Source organism: Streptomyces sp. NPDC000880 (assembly GCF_053599675.1).
In genome coordinates this window covers 1-17,318 of sequence record NZ_JBSFMS010000147.1, presented here as the reverse complement: position 1 = coordinate 17,318, position 17,318 = coordinate 1, and the positions used below count along the sequence as shown (strand labels likewise).

The 17,318-nt window shown below is 70.3% G+C and carries 17 protein-coding genes and 1 tRNA gene; 11 read left to right on the top strand and 7 right to left on the bottom strand.

The features are described from left to right. Nucleotides 1–36 precede the first annotated feature (36 nt). Both ACWDO5_RS31275 and ACWDO5_RS31270 read left to right on the top strand, forming a co-directional pair. Nucleotides 37–831, top strand: a complete 795-nt coding sequence (locus tag ACWDO5_RS31275) for a TIM barrel protein (protein WP_450533835.1) — start codon at nt 37–39, stop codon at nt 829–831. Between the two features lie 38 nt (nt 832–869). After that, entirely contained in the window at nt 870–1,784 is a 915-nt protein-coding gene (locus ACWDO5_RS31270; RefSeq protein ID WP_450533834.1) for a 2-hydroxy-3-oxopropionate reductase, read from the top strand. Nucleotides 1,785–1,858: 74 nt separating this feature from the next. Here ACWDO5_RS31270 and ACWDO5_RS31265 read toward each other — a convergent pair whose 3' ends face one another. Then, nucleotides 1,859–2,014 carry a hypothetical protein gene (locus ACWDO5_RS31265; RefSeq protein ID WP_450533833.1) on the bottom strand — a complete coding sequence of 52 codons (156 nt, stop codon included), beginning with the start codon at nt 2,012–2,014 and terminating at the stop codon, nt 1,859–1,861. Nucleotides 2,015–2,655: 641 nt separating this feature from the next. Further along, nucleotides 2,656–4,443: a glyoxylate carboligase gene (gcl, locus tag ACWDO5_RS31260; protein ID WP_450533832.1), complete on the bottom strand. Its 1,788-nt coding sequence runs from the start codon at nt 4,441–4,443 to the stop codon at nt 2,656–2,658. A gap of 204 nt (nt 4,444–4,647) precedes the next feature. Between gcl and ACWDO5_RS31255 the strand changes: the two genes are divergently transcribed. Together ACWDO5_RS31255 and ACWDO5_RS31250 are read left to right on the top strand one after the other, a co-directional pair. Next, nucleotides 4,648–5,388 carry a hypothetical protein gene (locus tag ACWDO5_RS31255; protein WP_450533830.1) on the top strand — a complete coding sequence of 247 codons (741 nt, stop codon included), beginning with the start codon at nt 4,648–4,650 and terminating at the stop codon, nt 5,386–5,388. A 70-nt stretch (nt 5,389–5,458) separates the two neighbouring features. Beyond that, nucleotides 5,459–6,013, top strand: coding sequence for a GNAT family N-acetyltransferase (locus ACWDO5_RS31250; RefSeq protein ID WP_450533829.1), 555 nt, complete (start codon nt 5,459–5,461; stop codon nt 6,011–6,013). Nucleotides 6,014–6,408: 395 nt separating this feature from the next. Here the strand turns inward: ACWDO5_RS31250 and ACWDO5_RS31245 are convergent, their stop codons facing one another. Further along, nucleotides 6,409–8,097: an AMP-binding protein gene (locus tag ACWDO5_RS31245; RefSeq protein WP_450533827.1), complete on the bottom strand. Its 1,689-nt coding sequence runs from the start codon at nt 8,095–8,097 to the stop codon at nt 6,409–6,411. A gap of 101 nt (nt 8,098–8,198) precedes the next feature. Here ACWDO5_RS31245 and ACWDO5_RS31240 point away from each other — a divergent pair, with 101 nt between their 5' ends. The 3 genes from ACWDO5_RS31240 to ACWDO5_RS31230 all read left to right on the top strand — a co-directional run bounded on the left by ACWDO5_RS31240 (nt 8,199) and on the right by ACWDO5_RS31230 (nt 10,197). Next, nucleotides 8,199–9,026 (top strand): response regulator transcription factor, encoded by an 828-nt coding sequence (locus ACWDO5_RS31240; RefSeq protein ID WP_450533826.1) that lies wholly within the window; start codon nt 8,199–8,201, stop codon nt 9,024–9,026. Between the two features lie 84 nt (nt 9,027–9,110). After that, nucleotides 9,111–9,755, top strand: a complete 645-nt coding sequence (locus tag ACWDO5_RS31235; RefSeq protein ID WP_450533825.1) for a LysE family translocator — start codon at nt 9,111–9,113, stop codon at nt 9,753–9,755. A 376-nt stretch (nt 9,756–10,131) separates the two neighbouring features. After that, nucleotides 10,132–10,197: transfer RNA gene (locus tag ACWDO5_RS31230), tRNA-Arg, on the top strand. A 370-nt stretch (nt 10,198–10,567) separates the two neighbouring features. On the opposite strand, the gene ACWDO5_RS31225 is transcribed toward ACWDO5_RS31230, so the two are convergent. The 3 genes from ACWDO5_RS31225 to ACWDO5_RS31215 are packed head-to-tail and all read right to left on the bottom strand — an operon-like array spanning nt 10,568 to nt 12,167. Further along, nucleotides 10,568–10,936: a hypothetical protein gene (locus tag ACWDO5_RS31225; RefSeq protein WP_450533823.1), complete on the bottom strand. Its 369-nt coding sequence runs from the start codon at nt 10,934–10,936 to the stop codon at nt 10,568–10,570. Further along, nucleotides 10,885–11,532, bottom strand: a complete 648-nt coding sequence (locus ACWDO5_RS31220) for a hypothetical protein (RefSeq protein WP_450533822.1) — start codon at nt 11,530–11,532, stop codon at nt 10,885–10,887. Before ACWDO5_RS31220 ends, ACWDO5_RS31225 begins: the two co-directional genes overlap by 52 nt. Nucleotides 11,533–11,540: 8 nt before the next feature. After that, complete coding sequence (locus ACWDO5_RS31215; RefSeq protein ID WP_450533821.1) at nt 11,541–12,167, bottom strand: class I SAM-dependent methyltransferase; 627 nt, start codon at nt 12,165–12,167, stop codon at nt 11,541–11,543. 62 nt (nt 12,168–12,229) lie between these two features. Between ACWDO5_RS31215 and ACWDO5_RS31210 the strand changes: the two genes are divergently transcribed. Next, nucleotides 12,230–12,904 (top strand): TetR/AcrR family transcriptional regulator, encoded by a 675-nt coding sequence (locus ACWDO5_RS31210; RefSeq protein WP_450533819.1) that lies wholly within the window; start codon nt 12,230–12,232, stop codon nt 12,902–12,904. 155 nt (nt 12,905–13,059) lie between these two features. After that, nucleotides 13,060–13,818 (top strand): DUF899 family protein, encoded by a 759-nt coding sequence (locus ACWDO5_RS31205; protein ID WP_450533818.1) that lies wholly within the window; start codon nt 13,060–13,062, stop codon nt 13,816–13,818. Here ACWDO5_RS31205 and ACWDO5_RS31200 read toward each other — a convergent pair. Further along, nucleotides 13,810–14,169, bottom strand: coding sequence for a class I SAM-dependent methyltransferase (locus ACWDO5_RS31200; RefSeq protein WP_450533817.1), 360 nt, complete (start codon nt 14,167–14,169; stop codon nt 13,810–13,812). The two genes, ACWDO5_RS31205 and ACWDO5_RS31200, sit on opposite strands and share 9 nt — an antisense overlap. 364 nt (nt 14,170–14,533) lie before the next feature. Here ACWDO5_RS31200 and ACWDO5_RS31195 point away from each other — a divergent pair, with 364 nt between their 5' ends. Then, entirely contained in the window at nt 14,534–14,830 is a 297-nt protein-coding gene (locus ACWDO5_RS31195; protein WP_450533816.1) for a heavy-metal-associated domain-containing protein, read from the top strand. Nucleotides 14,831–14,939: 109 nt separating this feature from the next. Further along, entirely contained in the window at nt 14,940–17,231 is a 2,292-nt protein-coding gene (locus ACWDO5_RS31190) for a heavy metal translocating P-type ATPase (RefSeq protein WP_450533814.1), read from the top strand. Nucleotides 17,232–17,318: the final 87 nt, after the last annotated feature.

Sequence of the window (17,318 nt, the reverse complement as noted above, 5' to 3'; positions counted from 1 at the left end):
GAGCTGGTCACCGACGAGCAGCAGCGGCGCACCAAGCTGGTGCAGGGACCCGGACTCCTGCTGGTCTGGCCCGCGGCCGCCGCCGGCTTCACCGCGGTCGAGCTGTGGTGGCCCTGGATCGAGACCCCCACCCCGCCGCAGGCCGAGCTCGACGCCCTCAAGAAGGCGCTCGACGACGCAGGCACCCAGCTGGTGGGCCTCAACTTCTACGCCGGGCAGCTGCCGGGCCCCGACCGCGGCGCGCTCTCCGTGCCCGGCGAGGAGTCCGACCGCTTCCGCGCCAACATCGACGTGGCCGCGGACTTCGCCGCCTCGGTCGGCTGCAAGGCGCTCAACGCGCTGTACGGCAACCGCGTCGAGGGCGTCGACCCGCAGATCCAGGACACCCTCGCCCTGGAGAACCTGGTGCTCGCCGCCCGCGCGGCCGACCGGGTCGGCGCGATCCTCCTGGTCGAGGCCTTGAACAAGCCCGAGTCCCCGCTCTGCCCGCTGGTGAGCGCCCCGGCCGCGATCGAGATCGTCGACAAGGTGAACGCGGCGACGGGCCTCGGCAACGCGAAGTTCCTCCTCGACATTTACCACCTGTCGATGAATGGCGAGGACGTCAGCCAGGTCATCGCGGCGTACGCCGACAGGACCGGCCACGTCCAGATCGCGGACAACCCGGGCCGCGGCGCGCCGGGCACCGGCTCGCTGCCGCTGGAGCAGCTGCTCGACGAGCTGACGAAGACCGGTTACGACGGCTGGGTCGGCCTGGAGTACAAGGCAGGCGACCGGCCGAGCGCGGAGTCCTTCGACTGGCTCCCGGCCGAGGCCCGAGCGGCCCGCTGAACTCGCAGACGCAACGAAGCTTTTAGGAAGGCACCCTCATGAGCAACCTCGCTGATTCCTCCCGCTCGGCCCGCCCCGCCATCGCCTGGATCGGCCTCGGCATCATGGGCTCCCCCATGTCCGAGAACCTCCTGAAGGCGGGTTACGACGTCACCGGCTTCACGCTGGAGCAGGACAAGCTGGACCGGCTGGCCGCGGCCGGCGGCACCGCCGCGTCCTCGATCGCCGAAGCCGTCAAGGACGCCGACGTCGTCATCACGATGGTGCCCGCGTCCCCGCAGGTCGAGGCCATCGCGTACGGCCCCGACGGCATCCTGGAGAACGCGAAGCCGGGCGCCCTGCTGATCGACATGTCCTCCATCACCCCGCAGACCTCGGTGGACCTGGGCAAGGCCGGTGCCCAGAAGGGCATCCGCGTGCTGGACGCCCCGGTCTCCGGCGGCGAGGCCGGCGCGATCGAGGCCGTACTGTCGATCATGGTGGGCGGCGAGCAGGCCGACTTCGACAGCGCCAGGCCGATCCTTGAGGCCCTCGGCAAGACCATCGTCCTGTGTGGCCCGCACGGCTCCGGCCAGACGGTGAAGGCCGCCAACCAGCTGATCGTCGCGGTCAACATCCAGGCCTGCGCCGAGGCCGTGGTCTTCCTGGAGAAGTCCGGTGTGGACCTGGCTGCCGCGCTCGACGTCCTCAACGGCGGTCTGGCCGGCTCGACCGTGCTGACCCGCAAGAAGGACAACTTCCTGAACCGGGACTTCAAGCCCGGCTTCCGGATCGAGCTGCACCACAAGGACATGGGCATCGTCACCGACGCCGCCCGCAATGTCGGCGCCGCGCTGCCCGTCGGCGCGGTCGTCGCCCAGCTGGTCGCCTCACTGCGGGCCCAGGGCGACGGCGGCCTCGACCACTCCGCTCTGCTGCGCTCCGTCGAGCGTCTCTCCGGCCAGCAGGTCTGACTCCCAGGTTTCCGGGCGGCGTTGGCGCTGACACCTGTCATGTCGCGCCCAGGCGCCGGCGCCGTCCGGAACATTTACGCTCCTCGCACCGCCAGCAGCTCAGTACGGAAGGTCAGGTCCCGCCCCACTTCCACGCCGCCGACGCCGACTACGGCGAGCGCGTCGAGGAGGCGGTCCGCGCCCTGCGCGAGGACTGAGCGAACGGCAACACCGAGCTGCGTCCGGGACATGACGGGAGGTCATCCCCGGGCGCGAGCCCGCACCGCGGACCCGGATGAGGGGTGTCACGCGGAGCGGGCAGAGGCGAGGACCGCGGCGGCAGGCGACGCCAGTGCGGTGGTGAAGTTCCGCGGGTTCTCTTTCCTGACCTGAAGGAAGGGAGCCCTGGGGAGCAATCTCCGCCGCCGCGGTCCCAGCCCGAAGCCGGCCTCGGGCTCACACAGCCCGAAGCGCCACACAGTCTCCGCCCGGCCGTGCGAACGACCTGCCGCGCAGGCCTCGCACCGTCGGGCGGCCACAGCTTCTCCCCCAAGGCCTGACCTTCACACAGAGGGCCAGGCCTTGACCGTTTCCCCGCCTCCAGCAGGGCAGCCACCATCTGCAGCCGAGTCGCCTGCGGAGTCCGCGCTCTCAACAGCCGCAGGACCACTGCGTACTTGTCGGTCCTGCCGAGCCGCTCGCAGGCCGCCCTTCGCCGCCCGCATTGCGCTCCAGGTCGCCCGCGACGCCCTCCGGGACCGTGGCCTGCCGCTGGGACTCGTACGCAGCGTCGCTGGGACTCGTACGCACCCTCCCCGGGCCGGGCATGCGAAACGGCCCCCGCCCCGACACAGTCGGGACGAGGACCGTTCCCCCCTCGGCGGCAGATACGTCAGACCTTGAGCGGCTTGATCGACGTCGGCGCGTGGCCCGGCTCCGTGGCCAGTTCCTCGAACTCACTCACGTCGCTGATGTCCGCGGTCTTGCTCATCGAGATGTTGGTGATCCGCTCCAGGATCGCCTCCACGACGACCGGCACCCGGAACTCCGCCGCCATCTTCTTGGCCTCCTCGAAGGCCGGCAGCAGCTGGTCCGGCTCGGTGACCCGGATCGCCTTGCAGCCCAGGCCCTCGACGACCTTGACATGGTCGACGCCGTAGACACCCAGCTCCGGGGAGTTGATGTTCTCGAACTCCAGGTTGACCTGGAAGTTGATGTCCAGGCCGATCTGCGCCTGACGGATCAGGCCCAGGTAGGCGTTGTTCACCAGGACGTGGACGTACGGGATCCGGTGCTGCGCGCCGACCGCCAGCTCCTCGATCATGAACTGGAAGTCGTAGTCGCCGGACAGGGCGACGACCGGCAACTCCGGGTCTGCGGTGGCGACACCGAGCGCGGCCGAGATCGTCCAGCCGAGCGGGCCCGCCTGTCCGCAGTTGATCCAGTGGCGGGGCTTGTAGACGTGCAGCATCTGCGCGCCGGCGATCTGGGAGAGGCCAATGGTGGTGACGTAACGCGTCTCCGGGCCGAAGGCCTTGTTCATCTCCTCGTACACGCGCTGCGGCTTGAGCGGCACGTTGTCGAAGTGCGTACGGCGCTCCAGCGTCGCCTTGCGCTCGTTGGTGGAGGCGACCCACTCGCTGCGGTCGGGGAGCCTGCCCGCGGCCTTCAGCTCACGCGCCACCTCGACGAAGAGCTCCAGCGCGGCCTTGGCGTCGGAGGTGATCCCGTAGTCGGGGGCGAAGATCTTGCCGATCTGGGTGGGCTCGATGTCCACATGGACGAACTTGCGGCCCTTGGTATAGACGTCGAGCTTGTAGCCGGTGTGGCGGTTGGCCCAGCGGTTGCCGATGCCCAGGACGAAGTCGGAATCCAGGAAGTTCGCGTTGCCGTAGCGGTGCGAGGTCTGCAGGCCGACCATGCCCGCGTTGAGGTCGTGGTCGTCCGGGATCGCGCCCCAGCCCATCAGGGTCGGGATGACCGGCGTGCCGGTGAGCTCGGCGAACTCGACCAGCAGGTCGCAGGCGTCGGCGTTGATGATGCCACCGCCGGCGACGATCAGCGGGCGCTCCGACTCCAGGAGGAAGGAGATCGCCTTCTCGATCTGGGGGCGGGTGGCAGACGGCTTGTAGACGGGCAGCGGCTCGTACGTGTCCGGATCGAACTCGATCTCGGTCAGCTGGACGTCGGTCGGCAGGTCGATGAGGACCGGTCCCGGACGGCCCGAGCGCATCAGGTGGAAGGCCTGCTGGAAGACGCCGGGGACCTGCGCGGCCTCCAGGACCGTCGTCGCGGCTTTCGTAACCGGCTTGGCGATCGAGGCGATGTCGACGGCCTGGAAGTCCTCCTTGTGAATCACGGAGGTCGGCGCCTGGCCGGTGATGCACAGGATCGGGATCGAGTCGCCGGTGGCCGAGTACAGGCCGGTGATCATGTCGGTGCCCGCCGGGCCCGACGTGCCGATGCAGACACCGATGTTGCCGGCGTTGGCGCGGGTGTAGCCCTCCGCCATGTGGGAGGCGCCTTCGACATGGCGGGCGAGCGTGTGGTCGATGCCTCCGGCGGTCTGGAGGGCCTTGTAGAAGGGGTTGATCGCAGCGCCCGGCACACCGAACGCGTTCGTGACGCCTTCGCGCTTGAGGATCTCAACTGCCGCTCGGGCAGCGGTCATACGAGGCATGGATGCTCCTGCTTCGGCCAGGCGGAGTCGGACTCTGTCGCGTCACTCGAGAGCGTCGATTCCGTAATGCGGAAGTGTAGTTCTGCTATACGGAAGCAATGTAGGACGCGGACGGAACGGCGTCAAGGGATGGCCGAAGTCCCTCCCCAAGGCCTTGCGCTTGGTGGACGATGTACGCCAGTACGAGGGGAAGGGGGGAACGCGATGGCCGAGACCGTGCCGGTGCGCTGTCCGTCCTGCCGGCGCGACCATCTGTACGCAGCGCAGGTCTATCCGTGCGCGTGCGGCGCACCGATCACCCCGCCGCTGTTGCGCGCCGCCCCCGCGGAGCCGATCACGCACCGCACCTGGACGGACGACTGGGTGACGGTCCGCTGCCCGGAGTGCGGCCGCCAGGACCAGTGGCCGCAGCCGGAGCTCGGCTGCCTGTGCGGCACGGTGCTGCGCGTCCCGGTCCGCCCGGTGAGCGCCCCTGCCCCCGCCCCGGCCGCGCCCGGCTCAACGGCGCCCTCAGCGGCACGCCCGTCGCACATCCGGCTGCCGCGCACCGCGACAGCCGTGGCACGCCCCTCCTTCCGCCCGGTCACGATCCGCACCGCGCGGGACGCGGTGACCGCGGCTGCGCTCTATCTGAAGTGGCTGGGGTTCCGGGACGTCGTGCAGCCGGAGGTCCGGCCCTCGTCCGGAATAGATCTGCGCGGCCCCGGCCTGGTCGCCCAGGTCGACCCGTCCACCCGCCCCGCCACGCTGCGCGATGTCGAGTGCCTGTGGCTGAACGGGCTGAGCATCTCCGCGTCGAGCGTCTTCTTCTCCCTCGCGGGGTACGCGGACGACGCCAGGTCCCGCGCGGACGATCTCGGCATCCCGCTCTTCGTCATGGACCTCACGGGCAGCCCGCAGCCGGTCAACGCCCCGGCGGACAAGCTCATCTCCACCGGCGTCTGACACGGCTCCACGACGACGCCTCCGGCGGCGCGAGCTGCAGGGCCCGAAACGGCTGGGCCATACTCCCCATATGCGTATCCGACCGGCCGCGATCGCCGAACTCCCCCTGCTCCAGGACATCGAGAGGGCGGCCGGCGAGCCCTTCCGCGGCCTCGGCATGGCGGTGATCGCCGACGACGAGCCCCCGGCGCTCGACCTGCTGGAGCGCTACCGCCGCCTGGGTCGCGCCTGGGTGTCGGCCGACGCCGCCGACCGTCCGGTCGCGTATCTGATCTCCGACACGATCGACGGCGCGGCCCATATCGAGCAGCTCTCGGTCCACCCGGCCGCCGCCCGCCGGGGGCTCGGCAGCGCCCTGATCGACCACCTCGCCGCGTGTGCGGCCGCCGACGGGCTGACGGCTCTCACCCTGACAACCTTCGCCGAGGTCCCGTGGAACGCGCCGTACTACACGCGCCTGGGCTTCCGCGCACTTGCCGATGCCGAACTCACCGAAGGACTGAGGGAGATCAGACGCGCGGAGGCCCGGTACGGCCTGGACCACTGGCCGCGGGTGTGCATGCGCCGGGAGCTGGCCAGCCCTCCTCCGCAGAGCCGTACCGCCGGCGCAGTTCCACCTTTCTGACCTTGCCGCTCACCGTCATCGGGAAGTCGGCGAGGATCTCGAGGCGGCGCGGGATCTTGTAGTGCGCGAGCTGCTCTCGGCGACAACATGCGCGCCGCGTTCGGCCGAGGAGAGGCCGAGTGCAGCGCCGAGGAGTTCGCCGCCGCACTGGCCAACGTCGAGCGCAGCTCCCTACTGGCCGGTGGCACGAAGCAAAAGGCCGACCGGCTGAAGGGGGCCGTCCCCCACACCAGTAAGCGACTGGCTGACCTGGTCGCGCCCGTCGTCGGCCGGACCGCCGGCACGTCGACCAGCGCGTCGTGGTCGGGGTACGCGGCGATCGTCCGGTCGAGGTTCTGGCCGATGGTGTCGCCGAGCAGCGGGCCTCGCGCCGGTGCCATGCGCGTAGGAAAGCGTCATCGCAGGTCCGCCTCGTCGTACTCGGCGGCCGAGCCGTCGGCCGTACGCTCGCGCAGCTCGATCCTGCGGATCTTCCCCGAGACGGTCTTGGGCAGTTCCGCGAACTCGAGGCGGCGGACGCGCTTGTACGGGGCGAGGACGGAGCGCGAGTGCTCGAAGAGCAGCTTCGCCGTGTCGGGGCCCGGCTCCCAGCCCTCCGCAAGCACGATGTATGCCTTCGGCACGGCGAGCCGTACCGGGTCGGGTGCGGGCACCACCGCCGCCTCCGCCACCGCCTCGTGCTCCAGCAGCGCGCTCTCCAGCTCGAACGGCGAGATCTTGTAGTCGGACGCCTTGAAGACGTCGTCCGAGCGGCCGGTGTAGGTGATGTATCCGTCGGCGTCACGCGCGCCGATGTCGCCGGTGCGGTAGAAGCCGCCGGCCATCGCCTCGGCCGTACGCTCCGGGTCCCCGTGGTACCCGGTCATCAGACCGACCGGATCGCCGGACAGATCCAGCGAGATCTCGCCCTCCGCGGCGCCCGGCTCGCCCGTGACCGGGTCGAGGAGCACCACCTGGTAGCCCGGGCTCGGACGGCCCATGGAGCCGGCCTTCAGCAGCTGACCTGGGCTGTTGGAGACCTGCACGGCCGTCTCCGTCTGCCCGAACCCGTCCCGGACGGTGACGCCCCACTCGCGCCGTACGGTCTCGATGACCTCGGGGTTGAGCGGCTCTCCGGCCGCGACGACCTCGCGCGGCGGCGTACGCAGCTGGCCGAGGTCCGCCTGGATCAGCATCCGCCACACGGTGGGCGGGGCGCAGAAGCTGGTCACTCCCGCGCGGTCCATCTCCGCCATCAGCCGGACCGCGTCGAAGCGTGTGTAGTTATGGATGAAGACGGTCGCCTCGGCGTTCCAGGGCGCGAAGAGATTGGACCAGGCGTGCTTTGCCCAGCCGGGCGAGGAGATGTTCAGATGCACATCGCCGGGCTTGAGCCCGATCCAGTACATGGTCGCCAAGTGGCCTACGGGGTACGAGAGATGGGTGTGCTCGACCAGCTTGGGACGGGCGGTCGTGCCGGAGGTGAAGTAGAGCATCAGCGGGTCGTGGGCGTGCGTGACACCGTCCGGCTCGAAGTCACCCGGCGCGGAGAACGCCCCGTCGAATTCGAGCCAGCCCGGCACGTCGGCAGCGCCTCGGTCCGCCACCGCGATCCGGGTGTAGTCCCCCGGCACCTCGGCGAATTTGGCGGTGTCCGTCTCTCGCACGATGACGTGCCGGGCGCGTCCGCGTTCGATCCGGTCCTTGAGGTCCAGCGGACCGAGCAGCGGGGTGGCGGGGATGACGACCGCCCGCAGCTTCATCGCGGCGAGCGCGATCATCCACAGTTCCTGCTGGTTGCCGAGCATCACCAGGATCCGGTCCCCGGCCCGTACGCCCCGGGCCCGCAGCCAGTTGGCGACCTGGTTCGAGCGCACGGACATCTCGCTGAACGAGACGGTGATCTCGCGGCCGTCCTCCTCGACGATGTGCAGCGCGGTCCTGTCGTTGCCGGTGGCGATCTCGTCGAACCAGTCAAGCGCCCAGTTGAAGCGCTCGGGCCGCGGCCAGGCGAAGCCTTCGTACGCCGTCGCGTAGTCCTCCCGGTGCTGCAGCAGAAAGTCCCGGGCTGCCCGGAAACTTTCCGTCGCACTGCCTGACGTCATGTGTCCTCCTCATTGCGGGACCGGCTACCGACATCGTGTAATCAGTGGCCCAGGTCTCACTACCCCCGTACGGGGGTGACCCAGCACGGAGAGAAGAGGAAGTGCACGAGCCGGCCGATGCGGTGGAGATGCGAACGGCGCTGCTGCGGCTGCGCCGGGCGACCGGGCTGCCGGTCGCGTTCGGGGGTCTGCTGCACGACGCACGCCAGCTGCGGATCGCCGAACTGAGCGGCGCGGCGACGGGCGCGCTGCGGGGCCTCGCGATCTGCGCGGGCAATGGTCTCGGCGGCAAGTCCATCGCGCTGTGCCGGCCGTGCGCGGTGACCGACTACCGCTCGGCGCGGCACATCAGCCACGAGTACGACGCGGCGGTCGCGGCGGAGGGGCTGCGCTCGGTGCTCGCGGTGCCCGTCGTCGTACGGCGCAAGGTACGGGGCGTGCTGTACGGCGCGCTGCGTGAACCGATGACGATCGGCGACCGGGCCTTCGACGCCGCGGTGGCGGCGGCGCGCGATGTGGAGCAGGCGCTGGTCGTACGGGACGAGGTGCAGCGACTACTGGCGGCGGCGCGGGAGCCGGTGGCGGGTCCCGGAGCATGGGAGGAGGTCCGCGAGGCGCACGGCGAGCTGCGGTCGCTGGCCCCGCGGATCGTCGACCAGGCGCTGCGTGAGGCGCTGCTGTCGGTCTGCGGCCGGCTGGCGACCGCGGCGGGCGGCCGGCCGCGCGAGCACACGGTCACGCTGACGCCGCGCGAGCTGGACGTGCTGGCGTGCGTCGCGGCGGGCTCGACGAATGCGGGCGCGGCCGAGCGGCTCGGCCTGAAGCCGGAGACGGTGAAGGGCTATCTGCGGGCCGCGATGCGGAAGTTGGGGACGCACACCCGAGTGGAAGCGGTGGTGGCGGCGAGGCGCGCGGGGCTGCTGCCGTAGCGGCGTCCAGCTCGCCGGTCCGTGGCAGCCGGCCGGAGAAGCCTCGCCCTGGGCGGGCAGCCGGGCATCGCGTTGAATGACGGGATGGTGTCGACGGACCGCTTCCTCGCATTCGCCGCGATGTCCCTGCTGGTGATCGTGATCCCGGGGCCGAGCGTGCTGTTCGTGATCGGCCGGGCTCTCGCCCACGGCCGCCGGACTGCGGTGGCCACCGCCCTGGGCAATGTCTTCGGCTCGTACGTCCTGGTCGTCGCCGTCGCGCTGGGCGTCGGCGCGCTGGTGGAGCGGTCGGCCGCGGTGTTCCTGGCGGTGAAGCTGGCCGGCGCGGCGTATCTGGTCTTCCTCGGTGTGCAGGCTTTCCGGCACCGCAGGGACATGAAGGTCTCGGACATGGCGGCCCCGGCAGGACCGGCGCGCGGCGACGTGCGTACGGTCGTGGACGGCGTCCTGGTGGGCGTCACCAACCCCAAGGGCATCGTCTTCTTCGCCGCGGTGCTGCCGCAGTTCGTGGACCACTCGGCGGGCCATCTGCCCGCGCAGATGCTGCTGCTCGGCCTGGTCCCGATCTCGATCGGCCTGGTGACGGACACGCTCTGGGGTCTGGGCGCGGCGGCGGCGCGCAGCTGGTTCGCCCGCTCGGAGCGCCGGCTGTCGATGGTGGGCGGCGCGGGCGGGTTCGCGATGATCGGCCTGGGCGTGACGGTGGCGGCGACGGGCCGCGCGGACTGACTCCCGCTTCCCGCTTCCCGCTTCCCGCTACTCGCTGAAGGTCCCGAAGCGGATGTCGTGCGCGGTGGCCGAGGACAGAGTGGTGAGCATCCGCTCCCCCTCCTCGGCCACGGCGCCCTGCTGCGCGCGGGTCAGCTCTGGCGGCACTCCCCCGGTCGCGGGTGTCGACCCACGACCGGCCCACCGCCGCGACGGCGCCTGAGGACCCCCAAGCGTCACGGAGAGTAAGAGGCTCCCTGGGGGCGATACCCATGAAACGGATGGTCTCAGCGGTGCTGTGACCATCCGTTCATGGGTGGCGGAGGATCGCTTCTTTCTATGAGGCCGGTACGGACTCGGCCGAAGACACACGCTCCTATGCGGGGCGACACACCCCGCCACTCAGAGGAAAGAGCAACGGCCTCCGGAGCCGTGTGCGCAGGTTCGAATCCTGCCGGGGGCACTCCGGATCAAGCTCCTGACCTGCAGAAATACAGGTCAGGAGTTTTTGAGTGCATGCCAATACGCACACGGTCTTTTGACCGTTGCTCTTTTCGAGTCTCGTAGCGCCCGAACGACGCGCCCAGCTTCCGCTGTTGGCAGATTTCCACAGCTCAGAGCCACTTCGCGAGGCGTTCGCTCACGGCGAAGTTCCGACCGTGGCGCCGACCCCGCGGCCAGCATCGCTTCCCTCCCGAAAACCACGTGTGACCTGCCTGAATGTGGCCGACGGCACACCGAAACGCACACGGTTTGGTGGGTCGTCACCGTTTCGGCCCCGGCACTACTTGTCCGGGTCGTCTCGCGGGTCATGGCGACTGCAGCGAGGCCCATCACGCGGTGCCGACGGCTGTGCCGATCACCCGGTCCTGCATCGGCAGCACCAGCACGAGGGCCTGGCACTGTGACCGCGCCAGGCCCCTCGGGCGGGGAGCCTCAGTGGTCCAGTTGTGCCAGATCGCCGCGTTGCGGGCGAGGATTCGCTGGACCATGCGGGCCCACAATCCCGACAGCACGCGCGCGCCGTGGTCGGCGAGGCCGAGCTGGCCCTTGAGGGTCCAGTTGACCGACTCGATCCGCTGCCGCAGCCAGAACGGGAAGCTGGGATCGTCCGGCTCGTCCTTGCGGGCAGGCCGGACGACGGTGATCTCTAACGCGGCGAGTTCCGCCGCGAAGTCCGCCCCGGCGAAGCCTTGTCGCACACGTCCAAGGTGCCCGGCCAGGGGCGGTTCTTGAGCTCGGCGAACACCAGCAGCGCCGCCTCGCGCTCCTTGACGAGCTTGGGGTTGACCAGCCCGAACCCGGTCACCGCCCCGTCCGGGGCGCATAGCAGCATCAGCTCGGCACCCCAGTAGAAGCGGTGGTGGGACTTATCGAAGCCGTAGCCGGCCCATCCGGCCAGATCCGAGCGGTGCGCGGTCTGGCGGTAGGCGCCGCACGGCACGGGGGTGCCGTCCATCAGCCGCAGCAGCTCCGCCGTGGACGGGGTGCGCGCGGCCAGCACCGCAGGGCCGCCTCCATCAACTCCCCGGCCGCTCGCAGCCGGCGGTTGTACTCGCTCTGTGACAGCAAGTGCGGGAAGAGGTGCCCCGACCAGGGCGGGGACGGCGCGCAGCCAGTGCCGCTCGTTGTTGAACCGCAGCAGCACCTGGGCGACGGCCAGGCAGACCAGCTCGGCGTCGGTCACCGCTGCCCGGCGCCCGGACCCGGGACGCGGCCGGATCTGCCGTGCGGGCAGGATCCGGTCCGTCAACTCCACGTACAGTGCGATGAGGAGAGTGTCCAGGTCGGTGTTCACGACTACCCTCACGCTGCGGCGGCGGTGCGGTGCAGCGTGAACCAGAAAGTCAGGACCGGGTTCGTGCCGGGCGTCACGTCGACCAGCTGCCACCCGGCGAACCTGGCGCGGAGTTCGTCCGCGGTGACGCCGGAGATCGGGTCGTCGAACGCCTCGGGTCCGTACCCGAACATCAGCAGCTGCGCTCCCGGGGCGGCGCGCGTCGTGAGGCCGGCGGCGTAGGCGTCGCGGCGGTGCGGCGGAATGCCGCAGTAGCAGCTCAGATCGAAGAACAGATCGTACGGGCCGGGCACGCCCATTTCGTCAAGCCGGGTGACGTCCCCGCACAGCACCGTGACGTCCACCCCCGCCGCGTCGGCCTTCTCCCGGGCCTGCCGGACCGCCCGGTCGACCAGGTCGACGGCCGCCACCCGCCAGCCGTGCCGGGCCAGATACACCGCGTTGGTCCCGGTGCCGCAGCCGAGTTCGAGGGCGTGACCGGGCGTCAGCGCGCCGGGCCCCTCCACCAGGGTCACCAGCTCGGGCGGCGTGACGCCGCTGTCCCACGGCGGCTTGCCGCCCCGGTAGTAGTCCTCCAACGAGCGGCGCACGGCCGCCTCTTGGTCGAGCTCCGCAGCCGTCCGAGTCTCGCTCATCGCTACCCTCCAAGAATCTAGAGTCCAACTCTAGTGACTAACTCTAGAGATAGACTCCCGGCATGGATGCGGTCAAGGGATCCGACAAGCGAACCGTCAAGCGCCCCGTCAAGCGCCCCGACAAGCGGGCCGAGCGCTCGCGGCGCACCCGCGAGAAGGTCGTCGCGGCGGCGCGGGAACTGTTCGTCGCGCAGGGGTATGGGGCGACTAGCCTTCAGGAGGTCGCTGACCGCGCGGGCGTGGCAGTCCAGACCGTCTACTTCGTGTTCCGCAACAAGCGCGCGCTGTTCAAGGACGTCGTCGACACGTCCATCGCCGGCGACGCCGAACCGGTCGCCACGATGGACCGCGCCTGGTTCCGCGCCGCGTGCGCCGAGCCCACCGCGGTCGGCCAACTGCGCGCCCACGTGCGGGGCGTGCGCGAGATCCTCGGCCGGGTCGCCCCGATCATGCCGCTGATCGCGGCCGCCGCGGCCACCGACCCGGAAATCGCCGCGCAGTGGCCCGCCGGTCCGGACCCGCGCTACACCGTCCAGCACGCCGCGGCGAAGGCGCTGGCCTCCAAGCCCGACGCCCGCCCCGACGTCGACGTCACCCGCGCCGCCGACCTGCTGTACGGGCTGCTCAGCCCCGAGCTGTACCTGGTCTTCGTCCGCGACCGCGGCTGGTCCCCCGACGCCTGGGAGGAGTGGGCCTGTGCGGCGCTGACCGCCGACCTCTGCGCCGACCGCGAGTAGGGCTCAACAGACCAGAAAGCGCATCAATCATCTAGTTGGGTCGACGGCCCGTTGCCGCGAGGACGGACGGGTACGCCGGTGCAGTCACTACCGGCAGCCGCTGCAGGCGGCCACACGCGGTCCGGTGGTCTGCTCCCACACAGGAGGGAGAGGCAATGCCCGAGCACAAGGTCGGCACACAGGAGGAATTCAAGGCAGCCCGAGAGGAGCTGCTCACGGAGGAGAAGGAACTCACCCGACGCAGCGACGAGCTCACGCGGAAGCGGCGGCAGCTTCCCTGGGTGCCAGTCGAGAAAGACTACCCCTTCGAGACCGATGACGGGACCAAGCCGCTCGCGGGCCTCTTCGACGAGCGCTCGCAGCTGCTCATCTACCACTTCATGTTCGGCCCGCCCTACGAGGCCGGATGCCCGGTCTGCTCCTCGATCGCGGACACCCTCGACCCCAACGCCGTCCACCTCAAGGCCCGCGACGTGACGCTGATCTGCTCCTCGCGGGCACCGCTCGACAAGCTCCTTGCCTACAGGGAGCGGATGGGCTGGAGCTTCGACTGGGTCTCCACCGTCGGCAGCGACTTCCACCGCGACCTCGGCTTCCTGCACACCGAGGAGGAGCTGAGGCCGTTCCTCGAGGGCGAGATCCCGCCGACCGTGCGTCAGATGGCGGAGGCGACCGGCACGTACGTGCTCGGGTACGTCACCGAGGGGCCCGGGCTGAGCGCATACGCGCTCTCGGACGGCACCGTCTACCGGACATACGTCACCACCGCGCGCGGCCTCGAGCCCGCCATGGTCTACTACAGCCTCCTCGACCACGCCGATGGGCCGCCACGAGGAGGGCGAGGAAACTCACTGGCTGCGCCGCCACGACGAGTACGGGAAGACCTGAATCGTCCGGGCGCGGCTTCAGGCTGACGTACAGCAGACCGGCGCCCTCGCGTGGGTCTCCTTGGTGAACAGGGCCATGCGCAGCTGCATGTGGGCGAAGACTGCGTCCACCGAGGCGTCCGGCAGCCGGAGCGGCTCGCGCACGTCGTGCACCGCGCAGGTCACCCGCTCGCCGACGCCCTGGGCCCGGGCTGCGGCGCGCAACTGCTCCAGTCCGACCGGACTGAAGTCGGTGGCCTGGACGGTGAAGCCCTCGCGGGCGAAGAACAGCGCGTCGCGACGGTGCCCGCATCCCAGCTCCAGCACGTCCCGCGCTCCGGCCGCCCGGAAGACTCCGACGGCGTGGACTGCGGGCGAGGACGGCTCCTCGCCGTACATACACGGGGTGAGCGGTGTACGCCTCCTGCCAGTGCCGTCGCTGGGCCTCGGCCAGCTCCCGCTCGTCCGGCATGGTCTGTCGCCTCCCGGTGACGTGGTGCCCTCGGCAGCCTTGACCTGCCCCTGGCCGGCAGTGGGTGCAACGCCGTGTCGGCGGGCCGAGGAGGGCGCCGATCACGTTGACGCGACCCACCTCCCCTACGCGCCTGCCAGGGACGCCCTTGAAGCAGGCAGGGACTTCGTGGGCGAGGTCACACTCCAGGAATACCCCTAGGGGGTATATGGTTGACCCCGTTGGGAGGAGCAGGGATGGAGCTCCTCCCCTGGCAGCCCAGCCCACGCATCGACACCTGAGGAAGAAGCCATGACCGACCAGAAGAACTCCGGCTCCTGCTGCTCCCCCGACGGTTCCTGCCACTCCGGCGCCGCGGCCGACGCCCAGGGCGGCGGGGTCACCACCGTCTACAAGGTGTCCGGCATGACCTGCGGCCACTGCGAGGGCGCGGTCTCGCAGGAGATATCCGCGCTGGACGGCGTCACAGCAGTCACGGCCGTCGCCAAGTCCGGTGAAGTGTTCGTCACTTCCGCTGCCCCGCTCGACGAGGAAGCCGTCAGCGCCGCCGTCGACGAGGCGGGTTACGAGCTCGTCGGCACGGTGTGAGCCCCTCCGAGGCCAGGCCGCCTCGGACCACGCGATTCGCTCCCCGCCGGGACGTACCGCTCCGCTGATACGGACGCCGTACGTCCCGGCCTCCCCCAGGAGAATCTCTATGACCAGCACGGCTCCCGAGAAGACACTCCCCGACAAGGCGCCCGCGCCCGTATTCCCCTCCGAGGTGCAGCTCTCCATCGGCGGCATGACCTGCGCCTCGTGCGCGGCCCGTATCGAGAAGAAGCTCAACCGCATGGACGGCGTCACGGCGACCGTCAACTTCGCCACGGAGAAGGCGAAGATCGCTTACGCGGACGGGATCGGGGTGGCCGACCTCATCGCCACTGTCGAGAAGACCGGCTACACGGCCGAGGAGCCACCTCCTCCCGCTCCCCCGGCCAGCGAAGAGGGCGAGATCCGGGCGGCTCCGCCTGCTGCGGACGGGGAGTTGCTCTCCCTGCGGCAGCGCCTGTTCGTGTCGCTCGCGCTCTCGGTGCCGGTTGTCCTGATGGCGATGGTCCCGGCACTGCAGTTCGACAACTGGCAGTGGCTCTCGCTGACGCTGGCCGCACCCGTCGTCGTCTGGGGCGCCTTCCCCTTCCACAAGGCCGCCTGGACGAACGCCCGGCACGGCGCCGCGACCATGGACACGTTGGTGTCCATCGGTACGCTCGCCGCGCTCGGCTGGTCGCTGTGGGCGCTGTTCTTCGGGCACGCCGGAATGCCGGGCATGCGGCACGGCTTCGAGTTCACCATCTCCCGCTCGGACGGGTCATCCTCCATCTACCTGGAGGCCGCGGCCGGCGTAACCACGTTCATACTCGCCGGGCGCTACCTGGAGGCGAAGTCCAAGCGCAAGGCGGGTGCCGCACTCAGGGCCCTGCTGGAACTGGGCGCGAAGGACGTCTCGGTGCTGCGGGACGGCAAGGAAGTACGTATCCCTATCGCGCAGTTGGCGGTCGGCGACCGGTTCGTCATACGCCCCGGAGAGAAGATCGCCACCGACGGGACCGTCATCGAGGGCGCCTCCGCGGTGGATGCCTCCATGCTGACCGGCGAGTCCGTGCCGGTGGACGTGACCGTCGGCGACGCGGTGACCGGGGCGACCGTGAACGCCAGCGGGCGCCTGGTCGTCGAGGCGACCCGCATCGGCGCCGACACGCAACTCGCCCGCATGGCCAAGCTCGTCGAGGACGCGCAGAACGGCAAGGCCGAGGTCCAGCGCCTCGCCGACCGGATCTCCGCCGTCTTCGTCCCCGCGGTCCTGCTGATCGCCGCCACCACCCTTGGCGCCTGGCTCGGCGTCACGGGCGACGCCACTGCAGCCTTCACGGCCGCCGTAGCCGTCCTGATCATCGCCTGCCCGTGCGCCCTCGGACTGGCCACGCCAACCGCCCTGATGGTGGGCACCGGCCGCGGTGCCCAGCTCGGCATCCTCATCAAGGGTCCCGAGGTCCTGGAGTCCACCCGCCGCGTCGACACGGTCGTCCTGGACAAGACCGGCACGGTCACCACGGGCCGCATGCAGCTTCAGAACGTCTTCACCGCACCGGGCGTGGACGAGGCCGAACTGCTGCGGCTGGCAGGCGCGTTGGAGCACGCCTCCGAGCACCCGATCGCCCAGGCCATCGCGGCCGGTGCCGTCGAGCGGACCGGAAGCCTGCCCGTGCCGGAGAACTTCGAGAACATCGCCGGCCTCGGCGTCCAAGGCGTCGTCGACGGGCACGCCGTACTCGTCGGACGCGAGAAGCTCCTCAAGGAGTGGGTCATCGAACTGCCCCGCGAACTGGCCGAGGCCAAGGCCGCCGCAGAGGCCGAGGGCCGTACGGCAGTCGCCGTCGCCTGGGACGGCGAGGCGCGCGGCGTCCTCACCGTCGCCGACGCGATCAAGGAGACCAGCGCCGAGGCGGTGGCCGAGCTGCGAAGGCTGGGCCTGAAGCCCGTTCTGCTGACCGGCGACAACCAACTCGTCGCCGAGTCGGTCGCCCGGGCCGTCGGTATCGACGAGGTGATCGCCGAGGTCCTGCCGCAGGACAAGGTCGACGTGGTCAAGCGACTGCAGACCGAGGGCCGTACGGTCGCGATGGTCGGTGACGGCGTCAACGACGCGGCCGCCCTCGCCACGGCCGACCTGGGCCTGGCTATGGGCACCGGCACAGACGCGGCAATCGAGGCGGGCGACCTCACCCTCGTACGAGGCGACCTGCGGGTCGCGGCGGACGCCATCCGCCTCTCCCGAAAGACTCTGACCACCATCAAGGGCAACCTGTTCTGGGCCTTCGGTTATAACGTCGCAGCCCTGCCGCTCGCCGCCGCCGGCATGCTCAACCCCATGATCGCTGGTGCCGCCATGGCCTTCTCGTCCGTCTTCGTCGTCACCAACAGCCTGCGCCTTCGGTCCTTCAAGTAGGACCGCCCAAGAACCGGGGCTACCCGTTGAGCTCCCACACGAATGTGGTGAGCCAGACCTCAACCCTGGTCCTGGACTACCCGGAAC